This window comes from Aeromonas aquatilis (assembly GCF_054052405.1).
The window spans coordinates 75,456-96,769 of the sequence record NZ_JBSTYP010000011.1 but is presented as its reverse complement, the minus strand read 5'-3'; the positions used below and the strand labels follow the sequence as shown (position 1 = coordinate 96,769).

Here is a 21,314-nt window from a genome sequence, read left to right as displayed (position 1 = left end):
TCATTACCCGGATGGGCCAACTGAACATGGCCCCTATGGGCGCGCATGTTACCTCAAGAGCGGTGATCCGGCCTAGTCCCCAAGCCACCACGAGCCTCCCTTTCGCCCCTATCTTATCCGCCAATGGTGATTAAATCGCCAAACAGGCGGCCATTTGCTGCAAATAACCCCACTTTTAGGTAGACTTCGCGGCTGTTCAAATCCAGAGGAACTGTCGATGAACCCATCCACTCGTACCCGCCATCTTAATCAATGGATCCAGAGCCACAGCGATCAGGACATGACCTATCCGGCCCTGCACGGTTTTCTCTGTGCTCGTCTGGTAGGGCCGGAAAGCCCTGACTGGCAACGCCCGCTGGCTGGTTTGCTGGAACAGGATACCGAGTTGGATGAAAAAAGCGCAGAAGCCCTCAACCACCTGATCGCCGAGCTGGAATCCCAGACCGACGACGCCCAGCTGGCCCTGCCGAGTCAATGCCGCCTGCCCAGCGATAACCCCGAGCAGGTGTTCGAACAGAGCCACCCCCTCGGTCAATGGTGTTATGGCTTCAGCATGGGTTTTGCCACCTGGCCCAAGCCGAAGGATTTGAACGACCCGACCACCCAGTACCGCTTCAGTCTGGCCGCAGAGCTGAGCCTGTTTCGCGACAAGCAGATGGCCCAGATGCTCTATAGCGCCGCCGCCAGCGAGCTTCCCTTTGTCGAGTTCTGCAAACGCCAGCGCCAGAACATGAAAACCGCCCTCAACCAGTTGCTCAACCTCGACCAGTATCAGGCCGCCCCCAGCGCTGATGTGGCCCTCAATGGCGAGCAGGCCCAACAGTGGCAGACCTGGTTCGAGCTGGCCGACAGCTGCCGCGATCATCAGGCCCGCCTCGGCTGGTTCGAGAAGATCATCGCCGATGCCACTCCGTTCTTTGATGAAGCCTTCTGGCAGCAAATCGCCGGTCACGGCTGGAGTGCCCCCGAACTGCGCCCCCTGCTGGCCGCCAGAGCCGGCCGCGCCGACTGCCTGCTGCGCCTTGGCAAGCTGGGCGAGGCCAAAGCGGAGTATCTGGCGCTGCTGACAATCTGCATGGCCGATGAGCTGGGTTGCCGCTACAACCTATCCACTCTCTATGCACTGCAAGGGGATTGGCAGGCGCTGGCCGCCCTGCTGGTGCGCTTCGACGAAGCCTCCAGCTGGTTGCTCTACAACAAGGCGCTGATGGTCTTTGCCACCGAGGGTGCCGAGGCAGCCAAGCCCCATCTGCTGGTCGCCATCGAGGCCAACCCGCACATTCCGGCCTGCCTGCTGGGTCAGCGCAAGCTGCCCAAACAGGAGCCGCAAAGCTGGCAAGCAGGCAGCCGCGACGAGGCCGCGCTCTACGCTATCCACACTCGCGAGGCCTGGCTCAAGCAGAACGCCCTCATCTGGTTGCGTAAAGGCTGAACAGCGTTGGCTTAAAATCCCGTCGGTCAGACCCGGTTTTTCCTTGAGGGCGTGCGCCACCGCACATTTCATCATAACCGGGTCAGACAAATCAGCTTGAGTTTCGTATCATCAATGTCAAAGTATCAAAAGAAACTGCATCTGATGCAGCCGTCACAGCAGGGTGTAATATGTCAAAAATCATAGCGTTACTCGCTCACTACCCGCCCTATCAGTTGGTACATGCCGCCGAGATGCTACGGGATACCTTCGAACAGTTTTATGAACAGCGTTACCAGCTGACCGTGCCGCAATGGCGCCTGATGATGGTGCTCGGCCCCAACTACCCCATCAGCCAGAAAGAGCTGGTCGAGGCGAGCGGCATGGACAAGGTGCGCATCTCCCGCGAGATCCGCCGTCTGGTCGAAAAAGGGATCATCTTTACCGAGAGCAGCGAGCAGGATAAACGCATCAGCCTGGTCTCCCTCACCAATGCCGGGCTCGCCCTCTTCCTGCAGCTCAAGAGTGAAGCGGGCAGCTGGCAACATACCCTGACCGACTATCTACCGAGCGAATCCCGCGAGGCGATCCGCCAGCATCTGCACAGCGTCAGCGCCGCCATCGAGCAGCTGCAATCACTGGATCGGGAGAAATAATCATGGATTTGAAAAAGTTCGCCACCATGGACATCAACATGCTGCTGAGCGTCGTCAATATGCAGCTGCGTGATCGCTATGACGATCTGGATGATCTCTGCAAGGCGCAGGAGATCGATCAGGCGGCACTGGAAGCGCGGCTCGCCAGCGAGCGATTTTCACTACCAGCCAGCGCAGAAACAGTTCAGATAAAGAGAGCTAGCGGGATCGGGATCACAGCGCCAGTGATGGCGCTGGCTCTGCGGTAAAAACCTGATATGGTCTGAAGAGCCCCAACAGGGTGATGCATGGATACATCACCCTGTCACAAGAGGGCATTAAAATCGTTTCAGGTGAGCAAACCAAGGATGGCCCCATGATATTGATGACCCGACAGAGCCTGTTGATCACGCTCTGCACCCTGTTGATGATCAGCCTCTTCACGCCCCACTTGCCGCAAAGTACCGAACAGTGGCTGACCACCCTCTTGCTTGGCCTGCTGGTCGCGGTGGCATTGCTGCTGGTGCGCGGTTGTCGCCGTTTTATGATGGAGTAGCGATTCCGCCGGAACGTCTATACCGACCGCTTGCCGCGATACTCTCTGTAGCATTACGGTCTTGTCGCAATAATGTCTGTCGCAATCACACCAAGCAAAAAAACAAACGCAGCCTGATGGCTGCGTTCTTGTATCTGGCGGGGCAACCCCTTGAAGAGATAACCCCTGACGGGATAGAGAGCCCTTATAGAAAGAGCCCTTATAGAAAGAGCCCTTAGATAGCCAGAGCCTCAAGTTGCGCTTTGGCCGCTTCCATCCCCTTGCTCTGGGCATCCGGGCCCATACCCATCCCCTCGGCGTAGATGAAATCCACCTCTTTGATACCGATGAAACCGAGCACGGTACGCATGTAGGGAGTGACCAGATCGGTGGCACTGCCAACGTGCATGCCGCCACGGGGGCTGATCACCAGCGCACGGGTATTTTCAACCATACCGACCGGACCGGTCTCGGTGTAGCGGAAGGTGACGCCAGCGCGAGCCACCAGATCGATCCAGTTTTTCAGCTGGGTCGGGATGTTGAAGTTGTACATGGGGGCCGCAATCACCACCAGATCGCTTGCTTTGAGCTCGGCGATCAGCTCGTCAGACTGAGCGATCACCGCCAGTTGACGCTTATTGAGGTTGTCACCACCGCGCAGGCCGGAAGCCAGCTCGCCATCCAGCACCGGCAAGTTGAGGGCCGCCAGATCACGCACGGTGACGACATCATCCTGATGGTCAGCCAGGAAGCCGTCGATCAGGGCGTTGGATTGGGAATATTGACCCAGGATGCTGGATTTGAGAACGAGGATATTGGCCATGGTGAAACTCCATTTGGTTGTCGGTTGAACAGCTGCGCTGTCGATGGAGGTCACTCTAAACACTGTGCTTATTTGCTGATAGCGAAAATAGATGCTCAACTTGTTCAAAATTTTTGATGCAAGGCCACTTCCTCGCCAGCCAGCCCCGTGGCCGAGCTTCAACCCTTGGCAGAACAAACGATTGCCGTTATGATCCGCCGCACTTTTTTCCAGCGACCCGGATCCCATGATACCCTCGCGCAGGCACTCTCCTCTGGCCGGTGCAGTCTGGATGATGGTGGCAGGACTCTGCTTCGCCGCCGTCAACAGTCTGAGCCAGTATGTCAGCTTCAAACTCGGCCTTGCCTCTACTCAGGTCGCCTTCCATCAATACCTGATCGCCCTGATCTGCCTGCTGCCCTGGCTGGTTCGTCATGGCCTGCGCCAATCCCTGATGACCAATCAGTTCCGGTTGCACCTGTTGCGGGTATTGCTGGCGGTTATCGGCATCCAGCTCTGGCTCTGGGCACTGGCGTACCCCGTCCCCATCTGGCAGGGGATCGCCCTGCTGATGACCTCGCCGCTGTTTGCCACCCTGGGCTCCGCCCTGCTGCTCAAGGAGCAGGTGAGCCGCACCCGCATTCTGGCCACCCTGGCGGGCTTTGCCGGCGCCATGGTGATCCTCGCCCCCTGGAATGATGAGTTCAACTGGGCCTCTCTGCTGCCGGTGGCGGCGGCGTTGTTCTGGGCAGGTTACTCCCTGATGGTGCGCTATCAGGCAGCCAACGAATCATCCCACACCATAGTGGTCTACCTGCTTATTTTCAGTACCCCGTTCAACGTCATGCTGGCACTGCCGGAGTGGCAATGGCCGAGCGAGAGCCAATGGCTGCTGGTAGCCGCCTCCGGTGTGCTGACGGCGCTGGCCCAGATGTCCATCGCTCGCGCTTACAGCGTGGCGGAGGCCTCCTTCGTGCAGCCTTTCGATTTTGCCAAGCTGCCGATGAACGTGCTGGCGGGCTGGTTGGTATTTGGCTGGGCCCCCCCCGGTCGTCTGTGGCTTGGCGCCGCCATCATCATTGGCGCCATTACGTTGCTGACCCATCTGGAGCAGCGCGCTCACAAACCCGTTTCCTGAGGTACGCCATGCGTGCCTCTTTTTTTGCCCGCTATTCGTGCGATAGCGATCATCAACAATGACCAACGACATCAGGAGAGATCGTATGTTTGGAACCGCAACCCGCCCCGGCGCCACCCGCGCCCTGCTGCTGGGCTCCGGCGAACTCGGCAAGGAAGTGGCCATCGAGTTGCAGCGCTTCGGCATCGAAGTGATCGCCGCCGACCGCTATGCCAATGCCCCCGCCATGCAGGTGGCCCATGCAGCCCGGGTGCTGGATATGCTCGATGGTGCCGCCCTGCGCAAGCTGGTCGCCGAGATCAAACCCGATCTCATCATCCCCGAGATCGAGGCTATCGCCACCGATACGCTGGCTGCCCTTGAGCAGGAGGGGATCAAGGTGGTGCCCAACGCCCGCGCCACCCAGCTCACCATGAATCGGGAAGGGATCCGCCGTCTCGCCGCCGAGACCCTGGGCCTCCCAACCTCCCCCTACCGCTTTGCCCAAAGCAAAGAGGAGTTTGTCGCCGCCGTCGAGACCATCGGCCTGCCCTGCGTGGTGAAGCCGGTGATGAGCTCATCCGGCAAGGGACAGAGCGTGCTGCGCGATCTCGCCAAGCTCGATGAGAGCTGGACTTACGCCCAGGAGGGGGGTCGCGCCGGTCGTGGCAAGGTGATCGTCGAGGGATTCGTTCCCTTCGAGTACGAGATCACCCTGCTCACGGTGCGCGCCGTCGATGGCATTCACTTCTGCGAGCCTATCGGTCACCGGCAGGAAGATGGCGACTACCGCGAATCCTGGCAGCCGCAGGTGATGAGCGAACTGGCGCTGGCCCGCTCCAAAGCCGTGGCGGCCAAGGTGGTTGAGGCCCTTGGTGGTTACGGCCTGTTCGGGGTAGAGCTCTTTATCAGGGGCGACGAGGTGTGGTTTAGCGAAGTCTCCCCCCGCCCCCACGATACCGGCATGGTGACCCTAATCTCGCAGGATCTCTCCGAGTTCGCCCTGCATGTGCGCGCCATTCTGGGGCTGCCGGTCGGCACCATCACCCAGTACGGGCCGAGCGCCTCTGCCGTGCTACTGCGTGAAGGGCACAGCCAGAATATCCGCTATCAGGGGATTGGTGAGGCATTGGCACTGGTGCCGGGCGCCCAGCTGCGGCTATTTGGCAAGCCAGAGATCGCCGGTCGCCGCCGTCTTGGCGTGGCGCTGGCCCGCGCAGCGGATTGCCCTGATGCGGTGGAAAAGGCCAAAGCCGTGGCCGCCAAGGTCGAAGTACTGTTCTAAGGGCTTTTTTGCCACAGCAAAACAAACGTTTGCCGATGTGATCGGGCGCAAGGGGCATGGCAATGCCCCTTTTGCATTTCCACGTCAGGCTTATAATCCCCTCTTCAAATTTGTCAGGAGTACAAGATGTTAGCTGCCGTGATCTTCGATATGGATGGTGTTCTGATTGACTCGGAACCCTTTTGGCAACGGGCCCAGATCGCCGTTTTCTCCGAACTGGGTCACCCCCACACCGTCGAGGATTGTGAATCAACCATCGGCGTGCGCATCGATCAGCTGGTCGCCCACTGGTATCGCCTGCGCCCGTGGAGCGGTCCGACTCAGGAAGAGGTTGTGCAGCGCATTCTGGATCAGGTCAACGCCCTGATCCTCTCCGAAGGTCAGGCCAAAGCCGGTGTGCTGGAAGCGCTCGACCTTATCGAGGCCCGTGGGCTGAAAGTGGGTCTGGCCACCTCCTCACCCTTTGCGATGGTAGAAGCAGTGCTCGGCAAACTCGGCATTCGCGATCGCTTTATGGCGGTTCACTCCGCTGAAATCGAGCGTTTCGGCAAACCGCACCCGGATGTCTATATCCACGCAGCCGAAAAGCTGGGGGTGGAACCGGTACACTGTCTGGCCATCGAAGACAGCTTTACCGGCCTGCTGGCAGCCAAGGCGGCCTCCATGACTGCGCTGATCGTGCCGGATCCCGCTTTAGTGGGTGATCCACGCTTGGCCATCGCCAACTACCAGCTAAGCTCGCTGGCCGAGCTGAATGCCGACATGTTGGCCAGCTGGGTCAAGTAAACGACAAGCAGACGCTGATCGTTCCCATGTACCCGGCATTGGTAGGTGACCCATGCCTGGCCATCGCCAACTACCAGCTAAGCTCGCTGGCCGAACTCAATAGCGAGATGCTGGCCAGCTGGGTCAAGTAACGATCCCAGCGCCTCGTTGCGCACGCGTTCTCATACTCGCAGGGGGCAGCTGGCCCCCTGTTATTGCCAAACATCCGTTGGCAATCCCCTCTTTTCACCAATCATGCGCAACCAGATACCCCCTCTCGCACACTTCACGCACAATCAGTCGCCACCGGTCATCTCTCTGGCTTGATCTCTGTCATAAACGTGCGTTTGCTCGCGGTTAACCCCCTTCAGCCCGACTAGAATCAGGGTAGATAGGCGGCCCCAGGGCCCGAGGAGGTTATCATGATCGAGTACACCAACAAGCGCATCGTCTGCCCCCACTGCGGCCACCACACCATGGTCGAGCTGGATGCCAGCCAGGGTGATCAAGAGTTCTACGAAGATTGCATGGCCTGTTGCAATCCGATCCATCTGCGGCTTCACCGCGACGAAGCTCGCGACTGTTTGCAGTTGTTTGTGGATGCAGACGACGAGCAACTGTTTTGATTGTGAGTCACAAAAGGCCGAGCAGCTGTTTTGATTGCGAGTCACAGAAAATCGAGTAGAGATTCTCACCACATGAATAACAAGGGCCTGCACACTGCAGGCCCTTGCTTATGAGGCGAGTGAAACCGAGCCGTTTCCTTTCAGTGACCCCCGCGTGCCGCCAGCACCCGCTCCACGGTATCGACGATGGCCTGAGTCTGGGGATCGATCTCGATATTGGTCTGCCAGCCAGCCTTGACCCAACCCAGGTTGGTGCGGGCCAGGGTCTCGGGGATCAGGTGGACGCAGAACTCCCGCTCGCGCACCTCGCCGATGGTCAGGCTGATGCCATCGATGCCGATATACCCCTTGGTCAGCACATATTTCATCAGCTCGGGAGCGAGGCGATACCACACCTGACGGTTGTTGGGGGTGTCGATCACCGAGGTCACTTCCGCCATCCCGATAATGTGGCCGGACATGGCGTGACCGCCGATCTCGTCGCCAAAGCGAGCGGCCCGCTCCACGTTGACCTTGTCCCCCACCTGCAGCTTGCCGAGGTTGGTGAGGCGCAGGGTCTCCTGCATCAGATCGAAGCTGACCAGCTCACCCTCGACCCGGGTAACGGTCAAGCAGCAGCCGTTGTGGGCGACCGAGGCGCCGAGGGCCAGCCCTTCCCCCCACGCCAAGCTTGGCATGCGGATCACATGGGTACGGAAGTTGGGTTGCTCTTCGATGGCCACCAGTTCGGCGGTCCCCTGCACTATGCCAGTGAACATCTCTCGTCTCCTGCTACGGCAAAAAGGGCAGGTTAACCTCGGGCAGAGGGTGAGACAAGGGTACAGGCTGACAAGCTTGCGTCCGATCGCTATAGTGACGCCGTTCACATCCGGGTAAACAAGGAAAAAGAAATGCAGGTATATCAATGTTGTGAAGCGATCCGTATCGCCTATAACCAGATTGGCTCCGGCGAACAGGGCTATGTGCCAAACGCCATTGCCGCCACTATTCGCGCCCTCAACGCACTCGCCGCCGATGAGCGAGTACCCGCCGAACTGCGCGAACAGGCTGCCTATGCCGCTGCCAACCTGCTGATCAGCGATCACGAAGACGCCTGATCCTGCCCCTTGGGGTGGCAACTATTTCGTCCTGGCTGAATTTCAGGCTAGAATGCCTCCCCCACCCTTTGCACTTTCGTCCGAAAGTGCAAAGGCTCTTCCCGATTTCCGCTCTTTTTTACTCTTATCTGATCCACTCGGAGGTGTCAGTGCAACGTTATTGGTCCGAGGCGAAGCAGCTCGTCCGTCTAGCCAGCCCCATTCTGGTCGCCCAGGTGGCCCAGGTCGCCATGAACTTCGTCGATACCGTGATGGCGGGACAGGTGAGTGCGGTCGATCTGGCCGCCGTATCGGTGGCCTCCAGCTTCTGGCTACCGGTGATCCTGCTGGTGCAGGGGATCATCATGGCGCTCACCCCCATCGTCTCCCAGCTCAATGGCGCCCGTAAACGGGAGGCAATCCGTCCGGCCGTTCATCAGGGCTTCTGGCTGGCACTGATCGTCACCCCGCTGGCGATGATCGCCCTCTATTACTGCCCGCTGGCACTGCAGTTCATGGATGTGGAGCCGGTGATGGCGGCCAAGACCACCGGCTACCTGCACGCCATCCTGTGGGGCCTGCCCGCCTTCGTGATGTTCCAGGTGCTGCGCAACTTCAGCGAGGGACTCTCCCACACCATGCCGACCATGGTGATCGGCTTTGTCGGGCTGGCGGTCAATATTCCCGCCAACTACATCTTCATCCACGGCCACTTCGGCATGCCCAAGCTCGGTGGGGTCGGCTGTGGCGTGGCTACCGCCATCGTGCTGTGGGCCATGCTGCTGGCGATGATCCTCTACGTGAAGCTCTCCCGTCACTTCACCGAGATCCGGCTCTTCTCCCAGCTGACTCGCCCCAACGGCAGCCGGATCTGGCGCTTGTTCCGCCTGGGCTTCCCCATCGCCATGGCCATCTTCTGCGAGGTGACCCTGTTTACCGTGGTGGCCCTGATGCTGGCCCCCTTCGGTGCCGAGACGGTGGCGAGTCACCAGATTGCGCTGAACTTCTCCAGCCTGGTCTTTATGCTGCCCCTCTCCATCGGGGTGGGTGTCACCATCCGGGTCGGCCACAGCATAGGTGAAGGGCAACCCCATCACGCCCGGGTCGCAGCCCGCACCGGCCTGCTGCTGGGAATGGGCATTGCCGCCCTCACCGCAGCCCTGACGGTACTGCTGCGCGAGCAGATCGCCTCCATCTATACCGATGATCTGCAGGTGATCACCTTGGCAGCCATCTTGCTGTTCTTCGCCGCCATCTATCAGATCTCTGATTCGGTACAGGTGGTCGCGGCCGCCGCACTGCGTGGTTACAAAGATACCCAGGCTATCTTCTACGTCACCATCGTCGCCTATTGGGGACTGGGGCTGCCCACCGGCATGATCCTGGGTCTGACCGACTGGCTGGTGCCGCGGATGGGGCCGCAAGGCTTCTGGATCGGCTTTATCGTCGGCCTCACCAGTGCGGCCCTGATGCTGGGGGCGAGATTGCGCTACATCTACGGCCGTTTTGCCACGCCGGAGGCCTGCACCACCCTGTCGCGGGTCCAGTAACAGGGCTTGGTAAGCAACAACTCGCCTGCAAAATCAACAGGCTGCGCAAGAACTGGGCAAACAGTCTCCTTTGTGCAGATGGCCTGTTGACAGCCTTGGGGGGCATGGGTAGTATGCCGACCACACCAGCAGTGCTGGTGTGCTGAAGTAATAGAAAGTGGGTTTATAGCTCAGTTGGTTAGAGCACTACCTTGACATGGTAGGGGTCGTTGGTTCGAATCCAATTAAACCCACCACTTTTTCTGTGATGCGTCCTTAGCTCAGCTGGTTAGAGCACCACCTTGACATGGTGGGGGTCGGTGGTTCGAATCCACTAGGACGCACCATTACAGAATACTGATTATGCGTCCTTAGCTCAGCTGGTTAGAGCATCACCTTGACATGGTGGGGGTCGGTGGTTCGAATCCACTAGGACGCACCATTCGGTTTTAAAGCTTGTCAGATTTTGCAGATGTGGGTTTATAGCTCAGTTGGTTAGAGCACTACCTTGACATGGTAGGGGTCGTTGGTTCGAATCCAATTAAACCCACCACTTTCCTGCATAAAGAAGTCAAAAGTCGCATTGCACCCCCTGCGTCCTTAGCTCAGCTGGTTAGAGCATCACCTTGACATGGTGGGGGTCGGTGGTTCGAATCCACTAGGACGCACCAAATTAAAAAAGCCCGCTCATCGAGCGGGCTTTTTGCATTCTGTCCAGCCACTCCCCTGCCCCGCCAATCCGTTCAGCACAAAAAAGCCCGTGTCATCCGATAAACGACACGGGCCTGATAGACGCCGCCAGATCCTCAGCTCTGCACGGCAATCTCGTACTTCTTTATCTTGCGATAGAGGGTGGCAATCCCTATCCCCAGCGCCTGTGCGGCCAGTTTCTTGTTGCCAAGCCGCTGCAGGGTCTCTTCAATCATCTGTTTTTCCATGCTCTCAAGGCCGCTCTCACCCGGGACGGATTCAGACAGCTTCTCCGGCATGGCCGCGAGCGGTGCGGCGGCAGGGACATTGAACGCCGTATCCAGATTGGTCACCGGGATCGACTGGGCGGTAACGCGATGAGGCTCCTGATTGCGGATGATGTTGGGGGGCAGCAGGCTGGCGTCAATCACCTCGCCCGCCTGGCTTACGTTGACCAGATATTCGATGAGGTTGCTGAGCTCACGCACGTTGCCCGGCCAGCGATACCCCTTGAGCAGCGCCATCACCTCGGGCGCAAGACCGGGATAGACGATGCCGATACGGCTGGTGTGCAGGTTGAGGAAGTAGTGGGTCAGCAGCTCCACGTCCCCTTCCCGCTCCCGCAGCGGCGGCAGGTTGAGGGGAATGACGTTGATACGGTAGTAGAGATCCTCGCGAAACTTCCCTTCGGCGATGTATTGATCGAGATGCTGGTGGGTGGCGGCGATGATGCGAATATCCACCGGTACCGGTCGGCTGGCCCCGATGGGGGTCACCTCCCGCAGCTCCAGCACCCGCAGCAGCTTGGCCTGCATGGTGAGTGGCATGTCGCCAATCTCGTCAAGAAACAGGGTACCCTGATGGGCCGCCTGGATCAGGCCCTGTTTGCCACCGCTGGAGGCACCGGTAAAGGAGCCCTTCACATAACCAAACAGCTCGCTCTCCAGCAGTTGCTCGGGTATGGCGGCACAGTTGATGGCAATAAAAGGCTTATCCTGACGCAGGCTCAGGCGATGGACGGCGCGGGCCACCACCTCTTTACCGGTGCCGCTCTCGCCACAGATCAGCACGCTGGAGGGACTCTGGGCGATGCGGTGAAGCAACCGCTTGAGGGTGCGCATCGGCTTGCTCTCGCCGATAAGCTGATCGATCCGCACGTCCAGATCCGGCTCCTGAACCTGACCGGAGTGGGACTGGTGAAAGGCCATCAGAAAGAGCTGCTGGCCCTGCACATGATGTAGCTGGCCAATGATCAGCTCCTGACGTCCTTCGAAGGTGATGATGTGCTGGAGATGACCGCTGAGCCCCTGTTGGGAGAAGGTGAGCGGACGGATCCCCACTTCGCGCCCCTGCAGCTGTTCCTGCTGGCAACCCAGATGATGGAGTGCCGCCTCGTTGGCGTAGAGCAGTTGACTCTTGTCATCGAGCAGTAGGCAACCCTGATCCATGTTGGTCATCAGATTGAGGAACACCTTGTTGACCCCGTCCGACAACCCGCGCGAATCGAGCAACTTGGCCACAAAGATGGTGGAGATGTGGCGCACATAGTCGCACACATCCTGCAGATTGTTGTTGAGGCGCGCCTGCTGCTCGTCGCTGAAGGCCACCAGACTGATCACCCCGATACAGCGCTCGTCCACCATGATGGGCACCCCGAGGAAGGCGCGCTCACGGCAGCTCTCCTTGCAGGTACAACCGTCACACACCGGATCATCGCTGGTGTGGGTAACGATCTTCTCCCGCTGATTATCAATCACATAGCGCAGCAGGCGGGAATCCCCCTCTAGCTGACGTCCGAAGAACTTGCCATAAGGCCCGGTGCCAGCCACCCGGACCATATCTGCATCCACAATCTCGACCTCAAGCTGCAGCACACTCGCCAGCATCTTGGCAAAGCGCAAGATGGTCGGCTGGATCTGCATCAACAGACATTGGTTGCTCACGGATCTCATCCATTATTCCTTTGTGTTCTTGTTATCCTCCCCCTAAAGGGAGTCATGCTGGCCAGATACTAAGGGATATCAGGAGGAACTACTTCGGGGGGGATCACGAAAAGGGAAAATGAACGGCATTCTCAGAACCTTCTGAGGCGCAGATATAAACCAATTAAAACAGAGATATAGAAGATGGACTCCAGCTTAGCTGAGTCTGTAAATCCAATTGTGTAATCCACTTCGAGAGTTCACCTCCTTGGTTCGCTGTAGCTTCAATTCAGCGAAGTGGTTCTGACCCCATCCTGATGGTTAACCAGCCAGTTAAACAGCAGGGAGAGCTTCTGGAGATACTTGTTGATGGTGGTCGGACTCTTGCCGGAGTTCAGCAGGCCCTCCTTGAACTTGACCACATCAGCCTTGCTGTAGCCTGCCGCTGGCTTGTCGCCGATTACCTCGATAAAGGAACCGAGATAGTTTTTCTGGTTCTTTCGCTCTTTGGGTACCCAGGAAAGGGCCTTCCCTTTCTGATACCGGTCACTCAAGACCGACAGGAGCGGAGCAGCGATTTGGCCGCCGGAGTCATCGGCTGGGATACTGATTGCTCATGTGGGGCAGCAGGCAACTGAATGGGCTTGGGTCTGGAACGCACACAGGCAAGCAGTTTCGCAACAGCTGCACGGGCCGTCAGCTTGTTTCGGGTACGCAGGGATTGTTTGATCTCTTTACGACGACCACAGGGGAGCGTGGTGACTTTCCGGTAATACCAGATGCCGTGGGGACTGAGCCAGAGATTCATCGATGAGCTCCTTGTCGTCCACACAAAGTGGATGACCAAGGACTTTAGGAAGGTAACTTATTGAATTGCAGAAACAAGTGGTGGCCCTACCAGCCACATCCCGGCACTCGAGTCCCCCACCTTGGCTGCTACCTTCCGGTCCTGACCAGGTCGACGGGTTATCAATGCGAGCCCAAATAAATCAGGCACTTGGGGATGGAACTGATTGCCATCACAGTGTTCTGAAACCTCAACAAGCGAGAATCCGCCGCAAGTACGGTCATCCACATCAAGTGGACATGCTTAAATTGGTAACAAACAGGCCAATCCTACCCGCCCTCCCCCGTACACTGCAAGCACCTCATTACAGACCCCATCCCCTCCCTCGACAGCTCAACAATCAACCCAATATTGAGCAAAATGAAATCTAATGGTAACTTTGGGTCTCACTTAAACCCGAGGTGACATATGGCTACGAACACAGGCAAAGGCTATCGACAAGGTTCCGTCAACGACCGTACCCAAGTTCAGAACCCGGTTAACGGGAACTGGACGAAACGCGATACGGATAGCGGCAAGTTTATCGAGCAGAAACAAGGTGGGGAGCCCTTCAAAGGGGTAGCCAAAGAAACCGACAACCGCCGTAAGTGAGTTCATCGATGACCGACCAGTGCTCTTGTGGCCAGCCCCTCAATCATTCTGTTGTGTTCCATCAAAATGGGCAGAAACTCAAAAGCTGCCCGAACTGTTCAGAACAGGCTGGCGTTCATGTGTTCTATCGAGCAGGAGAGTTCGGATTCAGGCGGATGGCTGGTGTAACCAGGATACAATCATGGTGCCGTGGTTGCCGAGCCAAGCACCGCTACCGGCTTGATGCCTTGCATACCTGCTAAAGAAAAGGAGCTCTGATGTGAGCTCCTTCAAGTCTACTAGGCCAGAATCGCCACTGCCGGAAACAGCAGAAGCAAATGGAACAATAACAAGATCTGGGTAGGATATCCCTGAACCTTACCAATCTCCTCTTTCATCTCCTCTGCAAGGTTATCGCTGTTGCGGTAACTTGGGATCAAGAAGAGTAGAGCCAAGCCAACGTAGACCATCACTTGGCCTGCCAATATCCATGAATCGTAACCCATTGAAGACAACTGCTCTGCCGTCTTGGCCGTAACATCAAAGCCCCGTCCATAGACCTCAGCATTAATTCTCGAATGTTCGGCAAAGCGAGCGAACCATGCCGACCGTTCGATACTGAGATACCAGCCAAGAATCACTCCCGCCGCAGTAATCGTAACGATAGCAACGCCAATCATGCGGCTCAATGGGTCTGTGAGTGCGGCTGCCTGGAGGCGTTTCTCATAGCCAATAAAGACCAGAATGGCCCAGTGCAATGTCCCAACTACAACCGTGCCCATGATGATCCAGAGCCCCGCATCGTGGTTAATAACAAGGTCCATTCGAGGCAATAGAAACTGCCAGGCGAGCACGAGAAGTGCCGTCAGCCACAATCCCCACAGGTGAGCCCTCAGCATGCCCGAGAGATAGGCGTTATAACTGCAGATCCCTCCCCGCAGATAGGGGTTGTTATTGACCTCGGTTGAATTGGATGGAAGTTCTAATCGCACAGAGTGCTTTAGCCAATCGCGATAACGGGCCCACTTGCCCGCGACCTGTGTCGATGCAGTTTCCCTCTGCTCGAAGAACCGGCCAGAATCTTGTTTCGTCTTCTCTTGTTCCATGTCGTTATCCTTGTTGTCAAAACCACTCATTCGCCAGACAGCCCACGCAAGATCCGCTGCACACTGGAGAGACTGATCCCCGTTCGACGTGCGATTTCAGCCTTGGCGAGCCCTCTTGCTGCGAGCGCCTGCACCTCATCCCCCTTCGCCATGGCTGTCGGCTTGCGGCCCTTGTAGACCCCACGCTGTTTTGCCATAGCAATCCCTTCCGCCTGACGCTCCAACATCAGTTCCCGCTCAAACGTGGCGATGGCACCGATCATGGTCAGCATCAGTTTTCCGGTCGGTGTCGAGGTATCGATACCCAGATTCAAAATCCTCAGAGCAACCCGCTTAGCGTGCAGGTACTCCGAGATCTCCAACAGGTGGCGAGTGTTGCGAGCCAAGCGATCCAGCTTGGTCACCATCACTACGTCTCCCTCACGAACAAAATCCAGCATCAACGAGAGCTGCGGGCGGTCATCCTTGGCCCCGCTCACTTTTTCCTGGAATATCTTGCTGCACTCGGCCAGTGCCTGAAGCTGGGCATCCAGGCTCTGCCCCACCGTGCTGACACGTGCATATCCCACCAGTGCCATGGTCTCCTCCTGGTCAATAGGGCAAGGTACACTGACGCGACCGGTCAGAAGGTCGAAAGGAACCCATATGACCGGCAAAAAGTGGCATTTTCGCTCGCGTCACACGGGCTTGGTCTATTGACCTGTGCCAGTGATACAAATGAAAACGGGCCGCTCCGTGATGGAGGGCCCGCAGGGGTTTTTAGGTGCCCATAAAGGGCCAGAGATATCTGTTTACTACATATGTTAGAGCTACTCGCCAAGGAGCCTAATGACAAAGGGACTCGTTTTTATCTGAATGGTACATATGTACTATGCAGGTAGCGTCACCCCATCCTAACGAATAAACGGACTCGTTATGACCTGAGTGGTACATATGTACCATGCAGGTAGTCTCGCACCATCATGACGAATTAACAGACTCGTTATGACCTGAATGGTACATATGTACCATGCAGGTAGCCTCGCCCCATCCTGACGAATTAACGGACTCGTTATGATCTGAATGGTACATATGTACCATGCAGGTAGCCTCGCCCCACCCTGACGAATTAACGGACTCGTTATGATCTGAATGGTACATATGTACCATGCAGGTAACGCCACCCCATTCTGTCAGCATGACGGACTCATAATTATCTGAATAGTACATATGTAGGTTGCAGGTTCGACTTAATGATGTGTTGTACTACCAGGCATCCGCAATACCTTAGCCAATTCAGCCTTCTTGACCTTACGTTGCTGGTGAATAAACAGAGTGCCACTGGTCAATACTGCCAGGGCCAAGGAACTCAGGATCATCTTCTTCATTGGTATTCATCTCCATTCATGTTGTAGAAGTGTGGTGGCATATAGCGAGCCATCATCGCGTTGACGATGACCGATGCAAATGCCGTCAATGCCGCTTTCAAGGCATCGAGCAGCAGGGCTTTCGTGAAGTCGTTCATAACAGTCACTCTTGGGAAATATCCAAGTGGTAAACCTCCATCCGGTAATAGGTGAGAAAGTTCCTCTCCCAGAGCCGGTAGAGGTCCATGGTTGTGGCCAACGGCCGTTCTCCACACCAGGGGTCGTAGAACACCCCAGCGGCGAAGTCGAAATCCAGCGACTTAGTCAGCTCATCGGTGACATAGCAGAACTCCGTCACATAGAGGAGCCCCCAACTCCCAGCCCGTTTCTCCAGACGAATTTCGACCGGACGGTATCCACCAGTGTCGGCGGAATAATCGGGACTTCGGAAGTTGAGGGTCAGGACAGTGGCATCGGGGTAGCTGCCGATGATCTTGTCGAACAGAGCCTGTAGCTGTTTGGATGGGGTCATAGCAGCCCCCTATCGGCAAACGAGACGATGTCGTGCTGTCCCACCACAAAGTGGTCGAGCACTCGCACGTCAACCATCTCGAGCAACTCCTTGAGACGAGCTGTGACAGCCTTGTCGGCATCCGAGGGATCGACCATACCAGAGGGATGGTTATGGGCCAGAATGACCGCTGCGGAGTTTTTGTTGAGAGCCGCCTTGACCACCTCACGGGGGTGAACGGTGCCAGCATTGATAGTGCCGAAGAACAGCTCTTGGTAATCGAGTAGCCGATGCTGATTGTCGAGCAGCATGACGGCGAACACTTCCCGCTCGTATTCACCCATCTTGAGCCGAAGGAAGTCTGCTGCCGCTTTGGGCTGAGTGAAGGCATGGCCCAGATGCCGCTGTCGGCTCTCCAGAATGGCCAAAGCTTGATTGATGATGTGATCGCCCTGTCCGGGGTGATCATCATAGTGGTGTGTCATAACAGTAACCTCGCGTCGTTTGGATACACGAGTTACTTATGCCAAGAACACTCCGCATTATTGATAAATTAAATACTGGACATTCAGGTATAAGCCCAGTGATGACTCACCCAGCACCCTCTTGTCAATATACCTCAAGCAATGTTATTAATTACTTGGGTTGATAATTCCAGGTAAAACAGGGATCTGTTTAATCCACATGGTGTTTGGCAACACATTCGACTTACGGCAATCGATATAAGCCAAACGAAACCAACCATGAGGAAACACCTATGCGTTATCAACACGAAGCACACAGCAGCTATTTGTTAATGAGTCGCACACTGGCGCAAAGTTTGCCCGGCCAACACAAGCTGAATATTCTTTTTTCAGATTGTGACCATGCTGGCACACAAGCATTGTGGATTGTGCCTTGTGATGAAAATCCGATTCAGGGCCGTCTATTCGGTGAATTAAACGTAACACCGCAGCAGATTGCCAAAATCCATGAAATCATGGACTTTTATGGTGTTGATGGCGGTGTTGCCCAGAATACGATGGCTACCGATATGGCTCCATTACCGGTATTGAGATGCGTTGCAGATACTATCTATCATTGCGTCAGATCGCGCTAAATTACTTGAGCTGCTTGCTATAACCCCAAGGGGTCCTTCGGGACCCCTTGTTCATTCAACAGTTAAGATTACCCAACCGATTGCAACACCAAGCGAGGTAATTAATCTGCCGATTTCTATGCATTAATACGATCTTCTCTATGCTACCGATGATAAGAAAAGTTCATAGATATGCCTCAAAATCGGCAGTTGACCATAATCACCTCTTCCCCCTCCTGTTATTAGGCTGGGGAACAATGGTGCCAATTAACCCCACTTAATTCTGATGGCTCAATCCCCCCTGCAAGCCTTTGAGCAAGATATCCAGTAGTAGGCTCTGGATACGGTTGGCCGCCTCGGGTCGAGAGAGGTAGTCCAGCGACATGCCGTTCTGGATATCCATCCGCTCGATCACGGCCGCATCAACCGCCTTGGGATAGTCACCCAGCATGATGGCGTCGCGGGGGTTATTTCGCACCTGATCCATCAAGGGCTGGTTTTCCGCAATCTTGCTGGCCATCCCCTGCAGCCAATCCAGCTTGTCCCCATCCGTCACCTCTGTACCGAACAGATCGTTCAATTGCTCTAGGATGTGAGAGAGGAAGTCTTTCTTCTCCTCTTTTGCTTTAGCACTGCCAAGCGCCGAAATGCCCTGCAAGCCATTGCCGCTTGCATCAGCTTTGAGCTTGAGATCCTGAGTTCGCTTGGCCTTGAGGTTGTAATGGCTCAGCAACACCTGGGAGAGGTCAATCTCATCCTCCTCCAGCACCTCCTGACGCAGCATCGGCAGCAGGTGGCGGGCGAACACGCAGAGCCGCTCCAATGATTCGTCATCAAAGGCGGTGATCTGGGAGACAAACTCATAGAACCGCACATAGCTGTTGAGATCTTTCTTGAAGAGATCCAGCTCGCCCCTGGCTTCGGTCGCTTCTTTGACCCGCCGTTCGGCATTTACCTTGTCAGTCGCAGACCCGCCTTCACGCTCGATGCGTTTAAGCATCTGGCGACACTCCCGCACAGCTTCACTCGCCAGCTTGTAACGTTTGGTGAACCGTTCGACTGCCGGTTTGATATAACCGGGCAAGGCTTCGGTCCCACGCTTGGGATCGAAATAGGCATCACTAAACGCCTCCACCTCGCTCCAGGTAAAGATCCCCGTTGCTTTCAGCTTGTGGAACAGGTCATAGACCAGATTGGGGTCGGATACGGTATCGAGGGTGGCGGTCTCAAAATATTTTTGGAACTCTTCCAGCACATCCTGCGGATCATTCACAAAATCGAGCACAAAGGTGCTCTCCTTGCCGGGATAGGTGCGGTTGAGGCGAGAAAGGGTCTGGATGCAATCCACTCCTGTCAGCTTCTTGTCCACATACATGGCACACAGCTTGGGCTGATCGAAACCGGTCTGAAACTTGTTGGCCACCAGCATCACCTGATAGTCCTGGGTATCGAATGCCTTACGCATGTCCCGCCCATTAAGCTCGGGGTTCATGTTCCGCTCGTTAAAGCTCTGCCCTTCCTCTTCGATGTCGCCAGAGAACGCCACCATGGCACGAATAGCACCATAGCCTTGCTCTGTTACATACTTGTCGAACGCCAGCTTGTAGCGAACCGCCTCCAGCCGACTCGACGTCACAACCATCGCCTTGGCCTGCCCTCCAAGGAGATTGGCCACGTTGGTGCGGAAATGCTCAACGATGATCGCCACTTTCTGGCCGATATTGTGCGGGTGTAGCCGCACCCACTTGGATAGCCTGATGCGAGCCTTCTTGGCATCCACTTCCTTATCAGCCTCCTCTGCCTTCATGGCGAGTTTGTAAGCAAGCGAATAGTTTGTGTAGTTCTTCAGCACATCGAGGATAAAACCCTCCTCGATCGCCTGACGCATGGAGTAAACATGAAATGGCTTGGGCTTGTTATCCGGGCCAAGCGGCATCGCCGGGTTCGCTGGGCGGCCAAACAGTTCCAGCGTTTTACCCTTCGGGGTTGCCGTAAAAGCGAAGTAGCTGATGTTCTGGCTGCCACCGCGAGCGGCCAGCGTCATGTTCATCACATCTTCGCCGCTGAGTTCCTCTTCCCCATCCAGCTGCTCGGCCATCAAGACTTCACGCAACTGACGAGCCGTGCTGCCGGTCTGGCTTGAATGCGCCTCATCGGCAACCACCGCAAAGCGAGAGCCTTTCAGTGTGGTCGATTCCTGAATGGCCTTGAGTACGTGCGGGAAGGTTTGAATGGTGACGATGATAATGGGCGTGCCACTGGCCAGTGCCTCAGTCAGCTGTGCCGACTTGGAGCCATCTCCCTCTTCCCGGTTGATGCGACTCACCACCCCATCAGCATGGTCAAACTGGGCGATAGTCTCTTGCAACTGGCTGTCGAGCACCGTTCTATCGGTAATCACAATCACCGAATTGAACAACTTCTCCCCTTTATCCAGGTAGAGCGAGGCCAGCTGATGGGTCAGCCAGGCAATGGAGTTGGATTTGCCAGACCCCGCCGAATGCTGGATCAGGTACTTCTGACCAGCCCCCTCCTGTCCCACGGTGGCCAACAAATTCTGAACCACTTTCCACTGGTGATAGCGAGGGAAGATCATCGTCTCTTTCTTGTTCTGCCGCCCCAGCTCATCCTCTTCCACCTTGACCTCAAGGTGCAGATAGCGGCTCAGTATCCGCAAGAAGTTATCCGGTTGCAGGATCTCTTGCCACAGATAACCGGTAGCAATGCCCTCCTCACCATTCACTGGCAAGGACTGATCATTGCCCGCCCCACCCTCACGGGTGCCCTGATTGAATGGCAGGAAGAAAGTCGAGTCGCCCGCCAACTTGGTGGTCATGGCCACCTCGAACTGATTCACTGCAAAGTGCACCAGCGCCCCGCGGCGAAAACTCAGCAGTGGCTCATCACGCCCGTTGGTCTTGGGCAAGCGATCTTCCCGATACTGCTTTTTGGCATTCTCCAGCGACTGCTTGAAGCAAGATTTGAGCTCCAGTGTCGCCACCGGGATGCCATTCAAAAAGAGGGTCAGATCGATACGGCCATCATAGCCATGGGGGCTATAGACCAACTCGGGCACAACCCGCAGCCGGTTGGCCTGATAACGAGCCAGCAACTCGGGATTCAAGTCATGATCCGGCTTGAAGCTGGCCACCTTGAGCCGATGGCCGCGATCTTCAATCTGATTACGCAGCAACCACAGGGTTCCCCCTTCACTGCGTTTCAGCTGGCGCACCGCACCATCCAGCAGATGGCGTTCCGGCTGTTCGCCATAGAACTTGCTGAACTTCTGCCACCCCTCCGGCTGGCTCTCTTGCACAAAGGCGATCAAGTCTTCCGGATAGAGTGCTCGCTCTTTGTCGTAGTGAGACGACTCGCCCACCAGCCAACCCGAGGCGGCCAGCTGCGCGATGATATGGTCTTGAAATGCCTTTTCCCGTGCTTTGTTATCCATTGTTATCGCCAT

Annotated in this window: 23 protein-coding genes, 5 tRNA genes, 1 other RNA gene and 1 pseudogene; 17 read left to right on the top strand and 13 right to left on the bottom strand. The window is 56.4% G+C overall.

The features are described 5' to 3' along the window. Positions 1-217: 217 nt before the first annotated feature. From ACW5W8_RS06120 to ACW5W8_RS06105, 4 genes and pseudogenes are all read left to right on the top strand, one after another. Positions 218-1,432, top strand: a complete 1,215-nt coding sequence (locus ACW5W8_RS06120; protein WP_498626925.1) for a UPF0149 family protein — start codon at positions 218-220, stop codon at positions 1,430-1,432. A gap of 170 nt (positions 1,433-1,602) precedes the next feature. After that, positions 1,603-2,067: a MarR family winged helix-turn-helix transcriptional regulator gene (locus ACW5W8_RS06115; RefSeq protein WP_005336856.1), complete on the top strand. Its 465-nt coding sequence runs from the start codon at positions 1,603-1,605 to the stop codon at positions 2,065-2,067. 2 nt (positions 2,068-2,069) lie between these two features. After that, positions 2,070-2,259 (top strand): annotated as a pseudogene (locus ACW5W8_RS06110) (DUF4250 domain-containing protein). Positions 2,260-2,422: 163 nt separating this feature from the next. Beyond that, positions 2,423-2,602 carry a hypothetical protein gene (locus tag ACW5W8_RS06105; protein WP_005336860.1) on the top strand — a complete coding sequence of 60 codons (180 nt, stop codon included), beginning with the start codon at positions 2,423-2,425 and terminating at the stop codon, positions 2,600-2,602. Between the two features lie 214 nt (positions 2,603-2,816). Here the strand turns inward: ACW5W8_RS06105 and ACW5W8_RS06100 are convergent, their stop codons facing one another. Further along, complete coding sequence (locus tag ACW5W8_RS06100) at positions 2,817-3,404, bottom strand: FMN-dependent NADH-azoreductase (RefSeq protein ID WP_498626923.1); 588 nt, start codon at positions 3,402-3,404, stop codon at positions 2,817-2,819. 274 nt (positions 3,405-3,678) lie between these two features. Between ACW5W8_RS06100 and ACW5W8_RS06095 the strand changes: the two genes are divergently transcribed. The 4 genes from ACW5W8_RS06095 to ACW5W8_RS06080 all read left to right on the top strand — a co-directional run bounded on the left by ACW5W8_RS06095 (position 3,679) and on the right by ACW5W8_RS06080 (position 7,176). After that, the gene (locus ACW5W8_RS06095) at positions 3,679-4,521 is read left to right on the top strand and encodes a DMT family transporter (RefSeq protein ID WP_498626936.1); all 843 of its coding nucleotides are present in this window, start codon (positions 3,679-3,681) and stop codon (positions 4,519-4,521) included. Positions 4,522-4,606: 85 nt separating this feature from the next. Beyond that, positions 4,607-5,785 carry a formate-dependent phosphoribosylglycinamide formyltransferase gene (gene purT / locus ACW5W8_RS06090; protein WP_498626922.1) on the top strand — a complete coding sequence of 393 codons (1,179 nt, stop codon included), beginning with the start codon at positions 4,607-4,609 and terminating at the stop codon, positions 5,783-5,785. A gap of 126 nt (positions 5,786-5,911) precedes the next feature. After that, the gene (hxpB, locus tag ACW5W8_RS06085) at positions 5,912-6,571 is read left to right on the top strand and encodes a hexitol phosphatase HxpB (protein ID WP_108614015.1); all 660 of its coding nucleotides are present in this window, start codon (positions 5,912-5,914) and stop codon (positions 6,569-6,571) included. A 401-nt stretch (positions 6,572-6,972) separates the two neighbouring features. Beyond that, positions 6,973-7,176: a CPXCG motif-containing cysteine-rich protein gene (locus ACW5W8_RS06080; RefSeq protein WP_498626921.1), complete on the top strand. Its 204-nt coding sequence runs from the start codon at positions 6,973-6,975 to the stop codon at positions 7,174-7,176. Between the two features lie 140 nt (positions 7,177-7,316). On the opposite strand, the gene ACW5W8_RS06075 is transcribed toward ACW5W8_RS06080, so the two are convergent. Beyond that, a complete protein-coding gene (locus ACW5W8_RS06075) occupies positions 7,317-7,934 on the bottom strand; it encodes a riboflavin synthase subunit alpha (protein ID WP_498626920.1) in 618 nt (205 codons plus the stop codon). A gap of 132 nt (positions 7,935-8,066) precedes the next feature. Between ACW5W8_RS06075 and ACW5W8_RS06070 the strand changes: the two genes are divergently transcribed. The 7 genes from ACW5W8_RS06070 (at position 8,067) to ACW5W8_RS06040 (ending at position 10,452) form a co-directional block, all read left to right on the top strand. Further along, positions 8,067-8,273, top strand: a complete 207-nt coding sequence (locus tag ACW5W8_RS06070; RefSeq protein WP_498626918.1) for a YaeP family protein — start codon at positions 8,067-8,069, stop codon at positions 8,271-8,273. Between the two features lie 149 nt (positions 8,274-8,422). Then, positions 8,423-9,802 (top strand): MATE family efflux transporter, encoded by a 1,380-nt coding sequence (locus ACW5W8_RS06065; RefSeq protein WP_498626917.1) that lies wholly within the window; start codon positions 8,423-8,425, stop codon positions 9,800-9,802. 159 nt (positions 9,803-9,961) lie between these two features. Continuing rightward, a tRNA-Val gene (locus tag ACW5W8_RS06060) sits at positions 9,962-10,038 on the top strand. 13 nt (positions 10,039-10,051) lie between these two features. Next, positions 10,052-10,128 (top strand) — tRNA-Val (locus ACW5W8_RS06055). 18 nt (positions 10,129-10,146) lie between these two features. Beyond that, positions 10,147-10,223, top strand: a tRNA-Val gene (locus ACW5W8_RS06050). A gap of 34 nt (positions 10,224-10,257) precedes the next feature. Next, positions 10,258-10,334: transfer RNA gene (locus ACW5W8_RS06045), tRNA-Val, on the top strand. A gap of 41 nt (positions 10,335-10,375) precedes the next feature. Continuing rightward, positions 10,376-10,452, top strand: a tRNA-Val gene (locus ACW5W8_RS06040). Positions 10,453-10,587: 135 nt separating this feature from the next. Here the strand turns inward: ACW5W8_RS06040 and ACW5W8_RS06035 are convergent. The 4 genes from ACW5W8_RS06035 to ffs all read right to left on the bottom strand — a co-directional run bounded on the left by ACW5W8_RS06035 (position 10,588) and on the right by ffs (position 13,379). Continuing rightward, positions 10,588-12,423, bottom strand: a complete 1,836-nt coding sequence (locus tag ACW5W8_RS06035) for a sigma 54-interacting transcriptional regulator (RefSeq protein ID WP_498626916.1) — start codon at positions 12,421-12,423, stop codon at positions 10,588-10,590. A 254-nt stretch (positions 12,424-12,677) separates the two neighbouring features. After that, entirely contained in the window at positions 12,678-12,947 is a 270-nt protein-coding gene (locus tag ACW5W8_RS06030) for a hypothetical protein (protein ID WP_498626914.1), read from the bottom strand. Beyond that, positions 12,944-13,201, bottom strand: coding sequence for a hypothetical protein (locus ACW5W8_RS06025; protein ID WP_498626913.1), 258 nt, complete (start codon positions 13,199-13,201; stop codon positions 12,944-12,946). Before ACW5W8_RS06025 ends, ACW5W8_RS06030 begins: the two co-directional genes overlap by 4 nt. A gap of 84 nt (positions 13,202-13,285) precedes the next feature. Next, an RNA gene (gene ffs, locus ACW5W8_RS06020) (signal recognition particle sRNA small type) lies at positions 13,286-13,379 on the bottom strand. 269 nt (positions 13,380-13,648) lie between these two features. Between ffs and ACW5W8_RS06015 the strand changes: the two genes are divergently transcribed. Continuing rightward, entirely contained in the window at positions 13,649-13,831 is a 183-nt protein-coding gene (locus tag ACW5W8_RS06015) for a hypothetical protein (RefSeq protein WP_021230269.1), read from the top strand. Between the two features lie 278 nt (positions 13,832-14,109). On the opposite strand, the gene ACW5W8_RS06010 is transcribed toward ACW5W8_RS06015, so the two are convergent. From ACW5W8_RS06010 to radC, 6 genes are all read right to left on the bottom strand, one after another. Then, positions 14,110-14,916, bottom strand: coding sequence for a hypothetical protein (locus ACW5W8_RS06010; protein ID WP_068979289.1), 807 nt, complete (start codon positions 14,914-14,916; stop codon positions 14,110-14,112). A gap of 26 nt (positions 14,917-14,942) precedes the next feature. Beyond that, positions 14,943-15,494, bottom strand: coding sequence for a recombinase family protein (locus ACW5W8_RS06005; protein WP_498626912.1), 552 nt, complete (start codon positions 15,492-15,494; stop codon positions 14,943-14,945). Between the two features lie 651 nt (positions 15,495-16,145). After that, positions 16,146-16,283 carry a hypothetical protein gene (locus ACW5W8_RS06000; RefSeq protein WP_201968995.1) on the bottom strand — a complete coding sequence of 46 codons (138 nt, stop codon included), beginning with the start codon at positions 16,281-16,283 and terminating at the stop codon, positions 16,146-16,148. Further along, positions 16,280-16,420 carry a hypothetical protein gene (locus ACW5W8_RS05995; RefSeq protein ID WP_164470740.1) on the bottom strand — a complete coding sequence of 47 codons (141 nt, stop codon included), beginning with the start codon at positions 16,418-16,420 and terminating at the stop codon, positions 16,280-16,282. Before ACW5W8_RS05995 ends, ACW5W8_RS06000 begins: the two co-directional genes overlap by 4 nt. A 5-nt stretch (positions 16,421-16,425) precedes the next feature. Further along, on the bottom strand, positions 16,426-16,794 hold the full coding sequence (locus ACW5W8_RS05990) for a DUF2787 family protein (RefSeq protein ID WP_408828724.1): 369 nt from the start codon (positions 16,792-16,794) through the stop codon (positions 16,426-16,428). Then, positions 16,791-17,258 carry a RadC family protein gene (gene radC, locus ACW5W8_RS05985; protein WP_044800094.1) on the bottom strand — a complete coding sequence of 156 codons (468 nt, stop codon included), beginning with the start codon at positions 17,256-17,258 and terminating at the stop codon, positions 16,791-16,793. Before radC ends, ACW5W8_RS05990 begins: the two co-directional genes overlap by 4 nt. 272 nt (positions 17,259-17,530) lie before the next feature. Here radC and ACW5W8_RS05980 point away from each other — a divergent pair, with 272 nt between their 5' ends. Continuing rightward, positions 17,531-17,872: a hypothetical protein gene (locus tag ACW5W8_RS05980; RefSeq protein ID WP_144406140.1), complete on the top strand. Its 342-nt coding sequence runs from the start codon at positions 17,531-17,533 to the stop codon at positions 17,870-17,872. A 256-nt stretch (positions 17,873-18,128) separates the two neighbouring features. On the opposite strand, the gene ACW5W8_RS05975 is transcribed toward ACW5W8_RS05980, so the two are convergent. Continuing rightward, on the bottom strand, positions 18,129-21,302 hold the full coding sequence (locus tag ACW5W8_RS05975) for a type I restriction endonuclease subunit R (RefSeq protein ID WP_498626911.1): 3,174 nt from the start codon (positions 21,300-21,302) through the stop codon (positions 18,129-18,131). Positions 21,303-21,314: the final 12 nt, after the last annotated feature.